Below are 17,686 nucleotides of genomic sequence, written 5' to 3'. Positions count from 1 at the left end.
TGTCAGGCATCTGCGTGTCGCCAGTTCCCCCCCTCCTTCTTTCGGTGTGACGCTCCGAGATCTCCCGGCAACACCTGATGGCGCGAGACGGGTCTCGATCTCCGCGCCTGCGTCTGGCGTTACCGGAGGCTCGCCTGTCAGAAGCGGCTGCGAACACGCACTGCAGCGTCTGTCTTCCTGAGCTGTTATCATGCCCGCCTTCAGATTCACCTTGTTGGCTGTTGTCTCCCTCATCTTTCGTCTGGCCTCCCGCCATGTCCCTCGTCATGCGCCTGTTGTCGCAGGTCGTCGCTGACAGGACGGCACCTCGGAGGGACAGAACGCGAACCGGGAGAAGACAGGCACGCATTCGCTTGCAAGAGGATATGAGATGGCTCGTATTGCCATGGCACGCCACATTCTGGTGAAGACCGAGGCCGAGGCGCAGCGTCTCAAGCAGTCACTGGAGCGCGGCCAGCCGTTCGAGAAGCTGGCGAAGAAGCACTCCACCTGTCCTTCCGGCAAGCGGGGCGGTGACCTGGGCGAAGTGCGCCCCGGCCAGATGGTCGGCGGCATTGATCGCGCCATCTTCAAGGGCCCGCTCAATACCCTGCAGGGGCCGCTGAAGAGCAAGTTCGGCTATCACCTGCTGGAAGTCTTCTTCCGTGGCTGATGCCTGACGGACCGCGATTCCAGACCCCGTATCATCCGGCGCCAGCGTGACGCTTCGTCACCGCCCACCTTTTCATTCCAAACGGATATTCCCTCGTGATCTCTACCGCCAATCTCACCATGCAGTTCGGTGCCAAGCCGCTGTTTGAAGACGTCTCCGCCAAATTCGGTCGTGGCAATCGCTATGGCCTGATCGGCGCCAACGGCTGCGGCAAGTCGACCATGATGAAGATTCTCGGCGGCGATCTTGAGCCGTCCGGTGGCCACGTCATGCTCGAGCCCAACACCCGTCTGGGCAAGCTGCGTCAGGACCAGTTCGCCTATGAGGAATACACGGTGCTCGACACCGTCATCATGGGTCACGAGCGCCTGGCGGTGGTCAAGGCTGAGCGTGACCGCATCTACTCGCTGCCGGAGATGAGCGAGGAAGATGGCATGAAGGTCGCCGACCTCGAGGTCGAATTCGCCGAGCTGGACGGCTATACCGCCGAAGCGCGTGCCGGTGAGCTGTTGATGGGCCTCGACATCCCCATCGAGCAGCACCTCGGGCCGATGAGTGAAGTCGCGCCGGGCTGGAAACTGCGCGTGCTGCTGGCACAGGCGCTGTTCTCCGATCCTGACGTCCTGCTGCTCGATGAGCCGACCAACCACCTGGACATCAACACCATCCGCTGGTTGGAAGGCGTGCTGACCGCGCGCTCCAGCACCATGATCATCATCTCGCACGACCGTCACTTCCTGAACAGTGTCTGCACCCACATGGCGGACCTGGATTACGGTGAGCTGCGTCTGTTCCCGGGCAACTATGACGAGTACATGACCGCCGCCACCCAGGCGCGTGAACAGCTGCAGGCCGACAACGCCAAGAAGAAGGCGCAGATTGCCGAGCTGCAGTCCTTCGTCAGCCGCTTCTCCGCCAACGCCTCCAAGGCCAAGCAGGCGACCTCGCGTGCCAAGCAGATCGACAAGATCCAGCTCAACGAGATCAAGCCGTCCTCACGCGTCAGCCCGTTCATTCGCTTCGAGCAGACCAAAAAGGTCCACAACAACGCGGTGATGATCGACAAGCTCGCCAAGGGCTTCGATGGCAACACCCTGTTCGAGAACTTCAGCTTCACGGTCGCCGCCGGTGAGCGTGTCGCCATCATCGGCCCGAACGGTATCGGCAAGACCACGCTGCTGCGCACCCTGGTCGGCGAGATGCACCCGGATGCCGGTGAAGTGAAGTGGACCGACGCCGCGGAAGTCGGCTACTACGCGCAGGACCACGCCCATGACTTCGCCAACGACATGAGCCTCTACGACTGGATGTCGCAGTGGACCGGTGGGGGCGAACAGGTCGTGCGTGGCACCCTGGGCCGCATGCTGTTCTCCAATGACGACATCCAGAAGTCGGTCAAGGTGCTTTCCGGTGGTGAGCAGGGCCGCATGTTGTTCGGCAAGTTGATCCTCAAGCAGCCCAACGTGCTGGTGATGGATGAGCCGACCAACCACCTGGACATGGAGTCCATCGAGGCACTCAACCTCGCGCTGGAAAACTATCCGGGCACGCTGATCTTCGTCAGCCACGACCGTGAATTCGTCGGCTCGCTGGCCACGCGCATCATTGAGCTGAATGCCGAGGGTGTGGTCGACTTCTCCGGCACCTACGATGACTACCTGCGCAGCCAGGGCGTCATCGTCTGAGCGAGCACGTCTGCTCCCTGGCGTGAAATCGCCGCTCTGATCGCCCCCGTTGCCCCTGGCAGCGGGGGCGATCTGCCATCTGGCGTCGACGATCCGCGCCATTCGATTGCGCGATGTGACTGCATGTGAGAATCATTCGCCGATGAGGTGTATTTGTCTTATCATCTGCGCCTCTTGATCGCACCCGCGCGAAGGCGTGTGCATCCACCTTGTCGTCGCTCACCCCAGGAACAGAGTCATCATGTCAGATGTCGCACCCGGTGCCCCCGCTCAACGGCCCGCCTCGCGCGCCACTTCCATGCGTCAGGACACCCCCCGTCAGCGAGGGCGGCGCAAGACCCTGGCGCAGCGACTCAATCCCTGGATCCGCTCTCTGCATCTGTATTGCGGCGTCGCGCTGGTGCCCTTCGTGCTGTTGTATGGCGTGAGCGCCTTCCTGATGAACCATCCCGGTCTGTATCGCGACATCCAGCAGACACCCTTGTCGTCCGAGGCATTGCAACGCGCCGCGTTGGGCCCGGTGGATGCCCAGGCTCTGGCCGTGGCCACCGTGGCGGAAATGAACCGAGTCTCCTCGGGGCGTCACGAATTCACGCTGGTTGATCCGCAGGCGCTCGAAGGGGCGCCGTTGTCTCTGCTGCTGGATTCCCGGGGAGCGGACATGCGTCAGCGCTACATGGTGGATCTTTCCCACGGTGAGGGGCGGCGCATCGCCATGCAGGAAAACGCCGCGGGAAATGCGTCGGCTCGTCCTGCTCGCATGCCGCTGGCCGGCCAGACCCTGACGCTTCCTGACACCTCGCCACTGGCGGTGCCACTGGTCAGTCAGCAGGCCCGTCTTCGCGAGGCGATCGGCGCCAGTGAACGTCAGCCGCTCAATGGCAAGGGGACGCTCGACTTCACACTGGAGGACGGCAGCGGCCAGCGCTTCACTGCCCAGCTGGACCTGTATTCAGGCAAGCTGAAGGGCCAGCCCGTCGGGCAGGTCCAGCCCGGCGCGGGGCTTGGCGAAACCCTGACGCATCTGCACAAGCAGCATGGCTACAAGAGCAGCGTGCTGGAGTGGCTGTGGGCCGTGGTCGTGGATGTCATGGCCTGCGTGATGGTGCTGTGGGGGCTGACTGGCCTGTGGATGTGGTGGCAGATGAAACGTCGGCGCCCCCTGGGCGGCCTGCTCATGGCGGCCGGTATCGGTCTGTCGGCGGCTCTCGGACTGGGGCTGCATGCCGGAATGTGACAGGTGAGGTGAGCAGGCTCTTGGCTTGACGTCATGTCCAGCGAGACACGACAGAACCTGACGAGATGGCCAATCCGCGCTCCGCATGTTGTCAGGGGACGGCGGGAGCCCGAAACCGGGCGTGGCTTCTGGTAAACTGCGCGGCCGGTGTCTGGCACAGTCGGGCCACCACGGTGCCTCTACTCGAGCACTCGGCGTTTCAGCACCGTCTTTCTCTTCTTGTTGCACGAGGTTTCCAGCATGGCCACATACGACGTCATCATCATCGGCGCAGGCGCGGCAGGCCTGATGTGTGCCGCCACGGCGGGCTATCAGGGCAAGCGCGTGCTGGTGCTGGACCACGCCAACAAGGCCGGCAAGAAGATCCTGATGTCAGGTGGCGGGCGCTGCAATTTCACCAACCTGGATGCCGGGCCGTCCAACTTCTTCTCGCGCAATCCGCACTTCTGCATCTCGGCACTCAAGCGCTACACGCCGCATCACTTTCTCGAGCTGGTGGAGCGTCACGGGCTGGAGCATGTCGAGAAGAAGCCGGGGCAGCTGTTCTGCGCGGATTCCGCCAAGGATCTGCTGGCGATCCTGATGACGGAGTGCGAGTGGGCCGGGGCGGAGATTCGTCTCAACACGCGCATCACTTCGCTTGAGCGTGCGGGTGAGGGCATGCGGGTCGAGACCAGCAACGGCACGCATACGGCAGGGCGGGTGGTAGTGGCGACCGGTGGCATGTCGATCCCGACGCTGGGCGCGACAGGCTTTGGCTATGATATCGCGCGCCAGTTCGGGCTCGAGGTCACCGAGACCTATGCCGCGCTGGTGCCGTTCACGCTGACCTCGCAGTGGAAGGAGCGCCTGTCGCCGCTGTCCGGGCTTGCCTGTGACGTCCGCGTCACCGCCGGCAAGGGCCAGTATCGCGAACCGATGCTGATCACCCACCGTGGGCTTTCCGGCCCGGCGATGCTGCAGGCCTCCAGCTGGTGGACGCCCGGTCAGCCACTGGACATCGACCTGCTGCCGGGGGTGGACGCCTACGCCGAGCTGCTGGCCCTGCGTGAGCAGCATCCCAAGCGCCAGATCGGTCCCTGGCTTGGCGAGCGCCTGCCCAAGCGTCTCGCCCAGTCGCTGGTCGAGTGGCAGGACGCCGATGCCGGCCGCATCAGCGAGCGCAGTCTCGCCGAGCTCTCCAATGCGCGTCTCGAGCAGCTGGCCAAGGCGCTCAACCACTGGCAGCTCAAGCCGGCGGGCACCGAAGGCTGGCGCACCGCCGAGGTCACCATGGGCGGCGTGGTCACCGATGCCATCTCGCAGAAGGACTTCAGCGTGCGCGATCTCCCGCAGCTGGCCTTCATCGGTGAGGTGCTGGATGTCACCGGCGAACTTGGCGGCTACAACTTCCAGTGGGCGTGGTCCTCGGCGGTGGCCTGCGGGCTGAACTGCTGACCAGCACGTTCTCACCACTGGCCGCGTCTCATGCCATCTGCTGGCGGATGGCGGGCAGGCGCTGCTCGACCAGCGCGACGAAGGCCTCGGTCACCGGTCGGCCCGGTGTGGTCGGATAGTGAAGCTCCAATGGTATCGCCCCGAGCGCCGGACGCAGGGGAATGAACTGACAGCCATCGCACTGCAGACGGCGGATGCAGCCGGGCGCGATGGCGACTCCCAGTCCGGCCGCGACCTCACTGAGCAGCGTCTGCATCATGGCCGGCTGGCGCTGGAGGCGCGGCGAGAAGCCGGCATCGCCGCAGGCGCTGATGATCTGATCAAATAGCCCCGTCGCCTGCGTGCGCTGAAACAGCACGAAGTCCTGCTGCGCAAGCTCGCTCAGGGTGAGCCGCTTGCGGTGCGCCAGACGATGGCCCTGGGGTATCACCGCCATCAGCCTATCCTCGTAGACCGGCAGAGCCGTCAGGGTATCGCGCTGCTCGATGGGCAGCGGACGCGACAGGCCGAGGTCGATCTCGTCACGCGCGAAGGCATCCAGCTGCTGCTGGGCGCTCATCTCATGCAAGGTGAGGCTGACCTCGGGGTGGCTGGCGGCGAAGTCGCGCATCAGGCCGGGAACGAAGCTTGCGCAGGCCGAGCTCATGTAGCCGATGCGCAACGTGCCGGTCTGGCCGCTGGCGGCCATCGCCACGCGCTTGCGTGCCTGTGCCTCCAGCGCCAGCATGCGCTGCGCTTCTTCCAGCAACGCCTCGCCGGGTGCCGTCACTCGCACTTCCCGCGTATTGCGCCACAACAGACTCACGCCAAGTTCGGCTTCAAGATCGGCGATCTGGCGACTGATGGCAGGCTGAACGGTGTGCAGCTCGCGGGCGGCGGCCGAGAAGCTCCGGTGCGTCGCCACGGAAACGAAGGTTCTCAGTGTGCGCAGTTCCATGGCAGCTCTCGTCAGTTGATTGATGTCCAGAAAGTATAAGTCATATCAAGTATCGTCATTTCTATTATCAATGCTCGCTCATTAGTCTGGGGACCTGCCAAGCCTCCCTCCGTCAGCTTTCTTCCTCTCGCGCCCTCCCGGCTTTCGTGTCTCACAAGCCAGGAGGGCGCGGCGAGGCAGTGGCTGGCAAGAGGGCCCTGTTTCCGAGTGGAGCCGATATGACGACATCAACTTCCCGAGGTATCGCGCAGGATACGCGCGATACCTCTCGATCACTTTCTGGCGGCGGGCGTTTCACGCTGCTGGCGGTCGCCTGCCTGACCATCATGGTGGGTACCGTGGTGGCACCGGGGCTTCTGAATATCGCGGCCGCCTTGCAGGTGGAGAGCCATGCCAGCTGGCTGATCACCCTGCCGTCGCTGGGTGCGGTGCTGTTTGCGCCTATCGCCGGACGCATGATCGACCGCCTCGGGGCCTATCGCGCGCTGACTGGCGGGCTGTTCCTGTATGGTCTGCTGGGGGCGGGCGGGGCACTGCTGGAAGGCACCGTCGCCGTGTTCGCCGATCGTATCCTGCTGGGGGGCGTCACTGCGGTCGTGATGGCGGGCGGCACCACGCTGATCTCCGAGTGGTATCACGGCCATGCGCGACTCAAGATGATTGCCCAGCAGGGCATGTCCATCGAACTTGGCGGTGTGATCTTCCTGTTCGTCAGTGGCGTGCTGGCGGGCATCGCCTGGCAGCTGCCTTTCCTGCTCTACCTGCTGGCCTGGTTGCTGCTGGCCATGCTGTGGATGATGGTGCCCAGGCAGTCACCTGCATCCCCTGATGAAACGGTTGGCAAGTCGGGCCAGCAGGCGCTGTCCGCTTCGCTCACCAGTGTCTATCTGGCGGCGGCCATGGCCATGACGCTGTTCTTCACCGCCATCGTCATGCTGCCCAAGCGCCTGAACCTGCTGGGGCTGAACGAGGCCTCGACCGGCATCTTCCTGGCGGCGATCTCGATGGTCGCGGTGGTGGCGGCGATGTGGATGCCGAAGGTCTCACGTGCCTTGCGCGAGATGCCGACGCTGGCACTGGCCTTCGTGCTGTATGCCGCCAGCCTGTTCGTCTTCCAGCAGGCCGAGAACATGGGGGTGATGAGCGCGGGTGCCGTGCTGGCCGGGATGGGCTTCGGCTTCTCGATTCCGCTGCTCAACCACATGACGGTGGAGCGCAGCCACGCACTGGTGCGTGGACGCAATCTCTCCTATCTGACGATGGCGATCTTCCTGGGCCAGTTCCTGACCTCCTTCCTGGAGTTCCTGCCCGGCGATGGCCGCCATGTCTTCGGTTTTGGCGCCGTGCTGGGCCTGATCTTCGCGGCTCTCTATCTGGGCATCCATCTGCTCAAGCGCGACAGTCGCGGCGCCTGAGTCATCCCGGGCAACGCCTGCCCGCTGCATATCGAGACGTGCGACGAAAAAAGCCCCGCGACCTGAGTGCCAGGTGGCGGGGCTTTCGGTATGTATCGTGATCACTTGTCGAACAGTATTCTCAGGCGGCGAATCATCACCCAGCCCATCAGGCCACGCTTGATCAGGCTCAGGCCCTTCTTTGGCCGGAAACCTCCCCGCGCGGCAATCAGGCCGCCCACCAGAACCAATGGGCCACGGTATTGCTGCACCTTGGCCCAGCCACGGTCGATGGGGGCGGTTGCCTCCTTGAGGTCACGCATCGCATGACTGACGTCGAGGCGCTGCTGGCTGATGCGTGCTTCGAGTTCCGCACGCCTGGCATCGCGCGAATGCGCTTGCCGGCGACCGTTCCCCCCTGAGGGGGGCAGTGCCGGCTCACGCTGCGCGAGGGACTGTCTGGAAGAACTCATCTCGCCTCCTTTACAGGGGCTGGCAGGCGGGGGGCATCAGAGGTTTTCGCGTTGGCGCTGGCGTTCCAGTGCGTCGGCGCGGACGTCCTTGAGGCTGTCGCTGTCGCGGCTCAGATTGCTGAGCGTCGAGCGCAGCAGGCTGCGCTGGGAAGCGATCACCTTGACCCGCCAGGCGATCAATCCGCCCAGTGCCAGCAGGATACCGCCGCTCAAGGCGATGGCCAGCAGGCGATGGGTATCCCAGAAGGCCACGACCACCAGCAGGATCGCCAGGCCGATACCGAAGCAGATCAGCATCAGGGCGATACCTGACAGCAGCAGCATCACGAACAAGCGTTCGCGTTCCTCCTCGAGCTCCAGCACGGCGAGACGCAGACGCGTCTCGCCACTCTCCACCAGGCTCGCGGTCAGACGACGGATGGCGCCAAGTACGCGTTCAACCGGCCCTTGCTCCTGCATCAGCGACGGCCAAGCAGCATGCCGATGACGACACCGGCGGCAGCGCCGATACCGACACTGGTCCACGGGTTGTCGTGCACGTAGCGGTCAGCGCAGTCCGCGGATTCACGCGCGCTGGCGGCCAGACGGTCACCCTGGGCACTCAGTCGGGCACGAGTGGCTTCCAGGCGGGACTGGGCGCGGGCACGCGCTTCCTTCATGCTCTCGCGGGAGTCCTCGGCCGAGGCGTGCAGCAGTTCCTCGACGGTCTGGGAGAGATGACGCAGGTCTTCCTTCAGCTGCTCGGTGTTGGCACCGGTGGCTGAATTGGCTGTGGTCGTATGATCACCGATTTTCTGCATGGCCATGTTGTGTCTCCTTCCCGTGTGTCGAATCAGATTTCGTGAATTGTGAGCGCCAGAGGGCGCGCATGACTCTCGAACTCAGTCTTCCCTGGGGCGCCGCTGGCGGCAGGGCATGACCTTTTCAGGTCGCAGCGATTCCTGCCTGCGTCTTGTCTGGTCATGAACAAATCCTTGGGGCCACCGGGAACAAACACAAGGGCTGGCAATGCCTGGATGATGATATCGGGGGGAGCCGAGGCGCATTCGTTGATCTGGATCAGGGAGGATGAATCCTGTCTGCACGGCCTGAAACGACGCAACGGGCAGCCTGGGCTGCCCGTTGCGTGGCGAGGGGATCATGGCTCGGCGGCCCGTGAGAGGCGCGCTGGCCGAAGATCAGGTCTCTGGCAGGCCGGCGAAGAAGGTGTTGATCGAGAAGCCCAGCCCCAGGCGGTTCACGCTGTGGTCGTAGTCGATGAGGCTCTCGCCATAGCCGTGGTAGTACTGCACGTAACCGCGCACCTTGCCGAACAGCGGGAAGGAGTAATCCAGCTGGTTGCCGAAATTGCCCTTGGAGGGGTTGCCGCGCACCATCCAGGTGAACTCGTGCTGATCCGCGGTATAGCCCACGGTGATGTCGCCGTAGCCGATGTAGTTGTAGAGGTCCGGATTGTCGTCCTCATCGGACTCCTCCGGCACGCGCCAATGCGGCGTGATCGCCACGGCCCAGTCGCCATTCTGGAACATCATGTCGGCATAGACCCGGTTCCAGCTGCGCGACAGCGGGTCGGAACGCCCGTTGGACTGATGGGCGAAACCGATGCGATTGCGCGTGTTGGTCCAGCCCAGCAGTTCATAGCGATTGTCGAACTGAAGGAAGGCTTCCGGCTCGTAGTTGGTCTCGCGGAACGGCGCCGAGGCATCGGAATTGTAGGCCTGCCACCAGCTGCGCTGGGTATAGGCGAAGTACAGGTCGCCATTGTCATCGAAGATGTCATTCACCAGCCCGACCTTGAGACTGAGCTGGTACTTCACCTCGGTGTTGTCCACCTCGCCTTCACGGGTCACCTGGGCGAAGCTGCTCTCATTCGGGGTCGAGTTGTAGGCCCAGGGCAGCAGATAGTTGCGCTTGTAGGCGGTGATGGCCAGGGGATTGCTCTCGGCATCGTCCTCGAGCACCACCCGCTCCTCGGCACGTTTCTGAGCCAGGCTGTCCTGCCCCTGACTCTCCTGACCTTCCACGGTGGCAGGGGCGTCATCACTCGCCGCCAGCTCTGCGCCGCCACGTGCGGGCTGCGTATAGATAGGCGTGCGACGTGGATCGCTCTTGCGTGCCCCTGCACGCGCCTGGGCCGGAGTCATCCCCAGTTCTCGGGGCGTGAAGCGCTGGCCATTGGCCAGTACCACGCGGCCCTGGCTGTCCATGGTGTAGGGCACGTCTGCGCTGGCCAGTGGGGCGCAGGTCAGCAGCGCTGACGCCAGCATTCCGGACAGGCATGCCGCGACTGGCCGAGAGCCGGTGGAGGTAGGGCAGAGAAGCATGGAAATATCCTGTCTGTAACACCGCAAGAGACGAGCAGCGCATTATGGGGCAACGATCATGACAAGTCTGCCATTCTACTGGCTGGCAGGCGTGGGGTGCCAGCTGGCAACCGACGACACCTCTGTCGCCTGCCGCTCACATCCCCATGGTGCGCTTGGCGGGGAGGTGTCGGAGCGATTGCGCCTGACTGAGGCTCAGTTGACAATGCAGGCATCGTGGACCCCGAGAGGTCTGCCTCTGGTAACGATGCGGGTGAGGAGATGGATGTGTCAGGCATGAATTCCTTGAGAGCGACGACGCGATGGATCGTGATGATGCTTGTCGTGCTGCTGTGCGCCTTGCCCGGCATGGCACAGGCCGTCGTGGAGCGCAGCGATGTGCAGGGCCAGCTGGAGGACCTGCAGAGCGTCGAGAAGCCTGACGCGGAGACACGCCAGCGGATCGCGGATCTCAAGGAAACCCTGACGGTACTCGATGATCTCGGTGAGGCCAACAGCAACCTCAAGGACATCAAGGCCGAGGTGAAGACGGCGCCGGGTGATCTGGCCGAGGCCCAGGCAGCGCTGGCGAGCCTGCCTCGCGACAGCACCAGTCAGCTCGACGAAGCGAGTCTCGCCGAGGAATCGGTGGAGGCATTGGATGCGCGCATGACGCGTATCCTGGACGAGCTCCAGAGCCTGCAGGACAAGCTCGCGAGTACCAATCGGCGCCTCATCAATGCCCAGAGTCTGCCGGAGCGCTCTCGTTCGACCCTGGCGGATGCCCAGCAGCAGGTGCAGCGCCTGCAGACCCAGCTCTCCGGCAGCGACAGCCAGGCACTGACCGGCACGGGCCGAGACCTGCTGGAGGCGCGTCTGGCCCTGGCCGAGGCACGTGGCGAGCTCAGCCACACCGAGCTCAACTCTAGTTCGCAGCTGCGAGAGCTGGCGCAGGTACGCAAGACGCTCTACAGCCGGCGTATCGAGACTCTCGAGCAGGACCTCAAGGTGGTGCAGAGCCTGGTCAACGCCAAGCGACGAGACCAGTCCGAGCAGACCATCGCGGAGGCCACCAGCGGCGAGAATGCCGAGCTTGCCAGCAACCCCATCTTCCAGCAGGTCTTGAGTCGCAACCGTGAACTCAGCAGCCAGCTGCTGGCGATCACGGATCGCGTCAACGCCGTGATCCGCGATGGTCTCGAGGTGCGCACCCAGCTGGATCGCGTCACCCAGGTCGAGCGCACCATGAGCGAGCAGATCGAGGCCATCAAGGGCAGCGTGCTGCTGGCCCGTATCCTGCGTGAGCAACAGAGTCATCTGCCCAAGGTCGACGTGCGTCAGGACCTGAAGGAAGAGATCGCCGATCTGCGCCTCAAGCAGTTCGAACTCAACAAGGTGCGCGAACAGCTCGCGGACATTCCGCACTATCTGCAAAGCGAAGTGCTGAGCGAAAGCGCCGCGCTGGAGCGCCCCGGCGGCAACGCCGATGCCCAGACGGTCAGCTCCGAGCTGCGTCAGGCGCTGACTCGCCAGCTGGAGGCCCGCAAGGAGCTGGTCGACAAGCTCGACAAGGAATATGACAGCCTGCTGGCGCGCGCCATTGATCTGCAGCTCAACCAGCAGCAGTTGCTCGAAGTCTCCGGACGTCTGCGTCAGACCATCGAGGAGCAGCTCTTCTGGGTCGCCAACGGCAAGCCTCTGGACCTGGACTGGCTGTCGCGTACTCCACAAATGCTGGCGGACGAGCTCAAGCCCACCGTATGGCGCGGCGTGGTGGCGGGGCTGTCCAAGGGCTTCCAGCTCAATGATCTGTGGGTGGCGCTGCCGGGGCTGCTGTTGCTGATCTTCATCACCTGGAAGCGCTCGCACATCCGATCGCGCCTGGCGGACCTGCATGCCCAGATAGGCCGCCTCAAGCAGGACACCCAGCTGCACACTCCGCGGGCGATCCTGCTCAACGTGATGCTGGCGATCCCCGGTGCACTCGCGCTGGCACTGATCGGCAGCGTGCTGTCGCTGGGGGAGGGCGTCATGCTGTGGGCGCTGGGCCAGGCACTGCTCAAGCTGGCGCTGGCATGGGGGATCTTCGCCATCTTCCGGCGCCTGCTGGTCAAGGACGGCGTCGCCGAGCGTCATTTCCAGTGGCCCGCCAACTACGTGGCCGAGCTGCGCCGCCATCTGTGGTGGCTGGGCTGCGCGCTGCTGCCGGTCATCCTGACCACCAACATCATCAGCGAGGCGGATCTCAATCTGCTGGAGCGCCCGCTGGGTCTGCTGATCCTGTTCTCGGGGCTATGCGCGATGAGCTTCTGTCTCTCGCGGTTGATCCTGGCGCATGTGCCGTTCTTCGGTCTCAAGCTGTTCCGCCTGATTCTGGGGCTGGCCATGGCCATGGTGCCGGTGGCGCTGGGCGTGCTGATCTGCCTGGGGTATGAGTACACGGCACTGCGCCTCAGTGGCCGCTTCATCACCACGCTGTTCCTGTTCGGTGCCTGGATTCTGGTCGAGGCCACCGTGGTGCGCGGGCTGGCAGTCGCGGCGCGCCGTCTGGCGTATCGACGTGCCGTGGCGCGTCGGCGAGCCCAGGTGCAGGAAGGCGCGGAGGGCGGCGTCGAGGTGGTCGAGGAGCCGCCGCTGGACATGGAGCAGGTCAATTCCCAGTCGCTGCGCCTGTCGAAGCTGATTCTGGTCATCAGCTTCATGTTCATCTTCTATCTGGTCTGGGCGGATCTGCTCAATGTGCTCAGCTACCTGGACAGCGTCGTGGTCTGGGAGATCGCCGCCTCGGCCGAGGGAGATTCCGCGACCCCCATCTCGCTGGCGGATCTGATCGCGGCGCTGGTCACTCTCGGGGTCGCGGTGATGATGGCGCGCAACCTGCCGGGCCTGCTGGAGGTCTCGATCCTGTCGCGGCTCGAACTCAAGCAGGGGTCGAGCTATGCGATCACCTCGCTGCTGTCCTACGTGATCATGGCGACGGGCTTCGTGATGACACTGGGCAGCATGGGCGTCAGCTGGGACAAGCTGCAGTGGCTGGTGGCGGCGTTGAGTGTCGGCCTGGGCTTCGGTCTGCAGGAGATCTTCGCCAACTTCATCTCGGGTCTGATCATCCTGTTCGAGCGCCCGGTACGCATCGGCGACACCATCACCATCGGCAATCTGCACGGGACGGTCAGTCGTATCCGTATCCGTGCCACCACGGTGACGGATTTCGACCGCAAGGAGATCATCATTCCCAACAAGGTGTTCGTGACCGACCAGCTGATCAACTGGTCACTCTCGGACAACGTGACGCGGGTGGTGCTCAACTTCGGCGTCGCCCATGGCAGTGATCTGGATCTGGCGCACCGCCTGCTGATGCAGGCCGCCCAGGAGAACAGGCGGGTGCTCAAGGACCCGGAGCCTCTGGTGTTCTGTCTGAGCTACAACAAGGACAACTTCGGCTTCGAGCTGCGCATCTACGTCAACGACCTTACTGACCGTCTGTATGCGACAGACGAGATCAATCGCTGGGTCGATGCACGCTTCCGCGAGAACGGTCTCAAGGTGGCCTTCCAGCAGATGGATGTCTGGCTGCATCGTCAGGATGGCACCGAGCGTCTCATCGAGCAGCGAGCGGCCACGGGCGAGCCGCTCAGAGCGGCCAGCGGCTCGCCGGAAAGCGTTGGAGCCGAGACGGGAGACGCACCGTCAAGCAGCGAACATCGTGAGGGCGGCGCCTTGATCGCTCGTCGCAAGCCGACCACCGGCGTGGGCGGCCGTGAAGATGCCGGGTTGCGCGAATCCGCGCCCGACGCGACGGACGGCGACGGGGGGGATGGCGGCGGCCGCTAGTCGTCGAGCGTTGCCGGTGAGGCCGGTGTTGCTTGAGTCTCAGGCGCAGGCCTGGTTTCAGACTCAGAGTCAGGCTCAGAGCCAGACCTGGGCCCGGGCGCCGGGGCCCGAAACTCCAGCGCCCAGCGGCTCAGGAAGCTGGCCTGCTTGAGCCTGTCGAGGGTGGCGAGCAGGCCGGGGCCAATCTCGATGGGGCGCAGCGCGTTGCCGAGACGTTCACGCAGATCACGCGCGCTGCCGTCACCACTCACCTCGGGATGCAATGCGCCCAGATCGCTGTCACTGGCCACCGCCTGTTGGCCCTCAAGACTCAACCACCAGTCCAGAAATGCCTCGCCGGCATCACCATGCGGCGCCTGGCGCGGCACGAACGCCAGTCGGCGCTGAATCAGCACGTAGTCTTCCGGCACGATCACCAGTAGCTCAGGGTGCGCGCGGGCAAAGGAGATGGCATAGGGCCCGACCAGGTTGTAGGCGATATCCACCTCGCCGTTGGCCAGTGCCTCGAGCATGGCGCCGGTGGTGGTCACCAGCCGTGCATCGGCCTGACCCATGGCGCGCACCAGTGTCCAGTAGCGAGGCGACTGACGGGCATCGGAGACGGCATAGGTGAAGCCGGAGCCGCTGCGACGCGGGTCGTAGGTGATCACGCGACCGCGCAGCAGCTCCCGGCGTGTCTCCAGCAGATGCCAGAGATCCCGATGACTGCGCAGGGCATCGCGAGGGTCGCGCAGTCCTTCGCTGTCGGCCAGACGTTTCAGCGCATCGCGGCGCGCCACCATCACGATGGGCTCGAAGCTCATGGCGAACAGCTCATTGCGCCAGCGTGAGCTCTCGGGCCAGCCTGTCAGGTTCGCGGCTTGCAGCGGGCGTGCATGGCCGCCATTGGCCAGACGGTACTGCAGGCCCATGGCCGAGGAGATCATCAGGTCGGCCCGAGGTGTCAGGGGGGCGGCCAGATAGCGGGCTTCCAGCGCCAGCGCGGAGCGATTGACGTAATGCAGCAGCATCCCGGGGTGTTCGCGGCTGTAACGTTGCAGCAGCGGACGAATCTCGGGCAGATCCAGCGCCGCATGGATCACCAGATCCGCCTCTTCCCCGGACTGGACGGCCTGCGCGGCCACGGGCTCTCCTGCCTTGAGCCAGAGTGCCTGATGCTCATCGAGTTGCGGGTCGAAGCTCGCGGTGTCCTGTGCCGAGCACAACGACGCGACGGCCAGCCCGACGACGGTGAGCACGGCGGCCCAGCAGCGGTGCGTTCTCAACATGCATCCCCCTTGGGGCCGGTCGATGCCTCGCGTGAGGCTGGTGCAGTGGCGGTCACGGGAGGCGGGCAGGGCAGCAGGTGAAAGCTCACGCGCAGTCCCGGCCGAGCGCCATCAGCGGGGGCAGGGTCGGAGGCCTCCAATGACAGCCGGGCATCGTGGTGGCGGGCAATGCCATCGACGATGGCAAGCCCGAGCCCTGCGCCACTCTGCTCGGGTGTCTGGCCGCCTGAGGCATCGGACATCGGCTGGGCGGCCGGGTGCTGGTCTGCCCGGGCATGGCGATGAAAGGGGCGCAGCACCAGCAGACGCCGCTCCGGCGTGATGCCCGGGCCATCATCCTCGACGCTCAGGAGCAGACGGCCTGGCGTGGCCGATTCACGTGCCGCGTCTTCTCCGCTGGCGGGTATCGCGTGCTCGCGGCTCAGCGTCACGGTCACTACCCGCGCGCCATGCTTGCAGGCGTTGTCGATCAGGTTGGCCAGCGCCTCCTGCAGTTGCCAGTCCACACCCGGCGTCCAGGCGGCATGGTCGATGTCCGGCGCGATCTCGAGGCCGAGATCCACACCGGCGCGATCACAGCGCAGGAAATGACGGCTGACCGTGTCGCGCACCAGGCTCGAGAGCTCCAGCGGCACCCGAGGAGGTTGCACTTCCGGATTGTTGAGACGTGTCAGCGACAGCAGCTGATTGGCCAGGTGGGCGGTGTGGCTGGCGGTGGCCTGCATCTGTTCCAGTGCCGCGTGCCAGGCGCTCGGGTCCTGCTGGCGCAGTGCCAGCTCGGCATGCGCGGAGAGACCGGCCAGGGGCGTGCGCAACTGATGGGAGGCATCGCCGATGAAGCGCTCCTGATTGGCACGGACCCGGCGCATGCGGGACAGCAGCTCATTGAGGGCATGTTTGAGTTCCTCAAGCTCGCGCGGCAGCGTCAGCTGCAAGGCCGCCAGGCTGCGCGGGTCGCGTTCGCGGATGGCTCGCCGCAGCCGCGTGAGGGGCGCAAGCGCCATGCGCACGCCCACCAGCACCACCATCAGGGCCAGAATGGCCATGCCTGCCAGGCGCACCAGCGAGCCACGATACAGCTCCTGGGTCAGCGCATCGCGCCCTTCGCGGGTATGGGCGACACGAATGCTGAAGCGTTGGCCATGACGCGGGTCATCACCCCAGCCACCGAGGCGGGTATCTAGCGTGCCCAGGCGCAGTGCCTGCCCCTGCCAGGCGATGTCGCGAAAGGCCAGTTCGCCACTGCGTCCCGCCATCTCGTCCCGCGTGCCATGTGTGCCGGCCTCGCTTCGTGCATCGGGCAGCCGCGTGTTGCCCGTGACCTGCTCGCCATCGGCGTCCACCAGGCTGTAGAAGACCCGCTCCTGGGCATCGGTGGCCAGCATTTCCAGGGCTGCCGGCGGCAGGTCGAGCCATAGCTGACCATCCTGCCATTTGACCTGCTCGGCGATGGTCACCAGCGAGGCTTCCAGCAGACGATCATAGGCGCGGTCCGCGGCTTCACGCGCGGACAGGAAGGCCTGCACCAGCAACAGGGTACCCAGGGCCAGCAGCGGGATCAGCAGCCAGCTCAGCAGACGACGATAGAGACTGACGGGCTGTTGGGCATCGCGTGGTGGCTGTGGGGATGCCGTGGCCTGGTGAGAGTCGAGCGCGCTCAAGGAGTCCGGCTCTCCGCCGGGGCCTGTTCCAGCAGATAGCCGAGGCCGCGAATGGTGCGCAGACTGACGTCGCTGCCGTCCAGGCGCTTGCGCAGGCGGTGGACATAGACCTCGATGGCATTGTCGCCGACCGCCTCCTGCTCGCCGAAGGCCTCGTGGGTCAGGCGGGCCTTGTCCACCGGCTCACCGGCGTGCTGGATCAGGCAGCCAAGCAGACGCTGCTCGCGCGGGGGCAGTGACAGCGGTGCCTCGGCCAGCAGGAAGCGACCATTCAGCGGCTCGAAGGCCAGACTGCCCACCACCAGTCGCTGTTCGAGCGCCCGGCCCTGATGCGTGGCCTGGCTGGCCTGATGATTGGCATGACGACGCAGCAGAGCACGCACGCGGGCTTCCAGTTCATCGAGCACGAAGGGTTTGGCGAGGTAGTCGTCGGCACCGAGATCCAGTCCGCGTACGCGATCCTCGATGGCACCGCGGGCGGTGAGAATCAGGACCGGGGTATGGCGATCGTGCTCACGCAGGGCGGCCAGTATCTCGAGCCCCGAGGCGCCGGGCAGGTTGAGATCCAGCACGACCAGCGCGAAGCCGTGCGGTTGTCCTGGCGAGAGTCGCGCCAGCGCCGCGCTGCCATCGGCCAGTTGCGTGACGTCGAGCCCCTCGCTGATGAAGACACTGTGCAGGGTACTGGAGAGCAGCGCGTCGTCCTCCACCAGCAGCAGTGACGGCGTCTGTCGGGAAGGGGTGGAAGGTGTCGATTGCGTGGGGGTCATCCGGGCTCCGGGAGATGCACGGTATTCCCGTTCAG

14 protein-coding genes are annotated in these 17,686 nt (G+C 64.8%); 6 read left to right on the top strand and 8 right to left on the bottom strand.

All coding sequences use genetic code 11. The annotated features are described in order from the left end of the window. Positions 1-370: 370 nt before the first annotated feature. The 4 genes from HXS65_RS07135 (at position 371) to HXS65_RS07120 (ending at position 5,011) form a co-directional block, all read left to right on the top strand. On the top strand, positions 371-652 hold the full coding sequence (locus HXS65_RS07135; protein ID WP_077375482.1) for a peptidylprolyl isomerase: 282 nt from the start codon (positions 371-373) through the stop codon (positions 650-652). 95 nt (positions 653-747) lie between these two features. Next, entirely contained in the window at positions 748-2,337 is a 1,590-nt protein-coding gene (locus tag HXS65_RS07130) for an ABC-F family ATPase (protein WP_077375479.1), read from the top strand. 241 nt (positions 2,338-2,578) lie between these two features. Then, entirely contained in the window at positions 2,579-3,574 is a 996-nt protein-coding gene (locus HXS65_RS07125) for a PepSY domain-containing protein (protein ID WP_176493528.1), read from the top strand. Between the two features lie 240 nt (positions 3,575-3,814). Next, a complete protein-coding gene (locus tag HXS65_RS07120) occupies positions 3,815-5,011 on the top strand; it encodes an NAD(P)/FAD-dependent oxidoreductase (protein WP_176493527.1) in 1,197 nt (398 codons plus the stop codon). 28 nt (positions 5,012-5,039) lie between these two features. Here the strand turns inward: HXS65_RS07120 and HXS65_RS07115 are convergent, their stop codons facing one another. After that, on the bottom strand, positions 5,040-5,948 hold the full coding sequence (locus HXS65_RS07115; RefSeq protein ID WP_176493526.1) for a LysR family transcriptional regulator: 909 nt from the start codon (positions 5,946-5,948) through the stop codon (positions 5,040-5,042). A gap of 218 nt (positions 5,949-6,166) precedes the next feature. Between HXS65_RS07115 and HXS65_RS07110 the strand changes: the two genes are divergently transcribed. Further along, positions 6,167-7,363, top strand: coding sequence for an MFS transporter (locus HXS65_RS07110; RefSeq protein ID WP_136938858.1), 1,197 nt, complete (start codon positions 6,167-6,169; stop codon positions 7,361-7,363). A gap of 101 nt (positions 7,364-7,464) precedes the next feature. On the opposite strand, the gene HXS65_RS07105 is transcribed toward HXS65_RS07110, so the two are convergent. The 4 genes from HXS65_RS07105 to HXS65_RS07090 form a co-directional block, all read right to left on the bottom strand. Next, complete coding sequence (locus tag HXS65_RS07105; protein WP_084207957.1) at positions 7,465-7,815, bottom strand: YqjK-like family protein; 351 nt, start codon at positions 7,813-7,815, stop codon at positions 7,465-7,467. Between the two features lie 36 nt (positions 7,816-7,851). Beyond that, the gene (locus tag HXS65_RS07100; protein WP_043333873.1) at positions 7,852-8,274 is read right to left on the bottom strand and encodes a phage holin family protein; all 423 of its coding nucleotides are present in this window, start codon (positions 8,272-8,274) and stop codon (positions 7,852-7,854) included. Continuing rightward, positions 8,274-8,615: a YqjD family protein gene (locus HXS65_RS07095; protein WP_375782206.1), complete on the bottom strand. Its 342-nt coding sequence runs from the start codon at positions 8,613-8,615 to the stop codon at positions 8,274-8,276. Before HXS65_RS07095 ends, HXS65_RS07100 begins: the two co-directional genes overlap by 1 nt. 378 nt (positions 8,616-8,993) lie before the next feature. Beyond that, positions 8,994-10,139, bottom strand: coding sequence for a phospholipase A (locus tag HXS65_RS07090; RefSeq protein WP_240499659.1), 1,146 nt, complete (start codon positions 10,137-10,139; stop codon positions 8,994-8,996). A 276-nt stretch (positions 10,140-10,415) separates the two neighbouring features. Between HXS65_RS07090 and mscK the strand changes: the two genes are divergently transcribed. Continuing rightward, entirely contained in the window at positions 10,416-13,952 is a 3,537-nt protein-coding gene (mscK, locus tag HXS65_RS07085; protein WP_254696554.1) for a mechanosensitive channel MscK, read from the top strand. Here mscK and HXS65_RS07080 read toward each other — a convergent pair. From HXS65_RS07080 to HXS65_RS07070, 3 genes are read right to left on the bottom strand one after another with little or no spacing between them, the layout of a single operon-like run. Next, positions 13,949-15,220 (bottom strand): ABC transporter substrate-binding protein, encoded by a 1,272-nt coding sequence (locus HXS65_RS07080; RefSeq protein WP_176493524.1) that lies wholly within the window; start codon positions 15,218-15,220, stop codon positions 13,949-13,951. The genes mscK and HXS65_RS07080 overlap by 4 nt on opposite strands. Continuing rightward, positions 15,214-16,881: a sensor histidine kinase gene (locus tag HXS65_RS07075; protein ID WP_176493523.1), complete on the bottom strand. Its 1,668-nt coding sequence runs from the start codon at positions 16,879-16,881 to the stop codon at positions 15,214-15,216. The genes HXS65_RS07080 and HXS65_RS07075 overlap by 7 nt, the downstream gene beginning before the upstream one ends. Next, the gene (locus HXS65_RS07070; protein WP_176493522.1) at positions 16,878-17,651 is read right to left on the bottom strand and encodes a response regulator transcription factor; all 774 of its coding nucleotides are present in this window, start codon (positions 17,649-17,651) and stop codon (positions 16,878-16,880) included. The genes HXS65_RS07075 and HXS65_RS07070 overlap by 4 nt, the downstream gene beginning before the upstream one ends. Positions 17,652-17,686 lie beyond the last annotated feature (35 nt).

The organism is Cobetia sp. 5-25-4-2 (genome assembly GCF_013374075.1).
In the GTDB taxonomy this organism is placed as follows: domain Bacteria; phylum Pseudomonadota; class Gammaproteobacteria; order Pseudomonadales; family Halomonadaceae; genus Cobetia; species Cobetia marina.
Note: the sequence above shows the minus strand (reverse complement) of the source record. Positions and strands in the feature narration are given on the sequence as shown.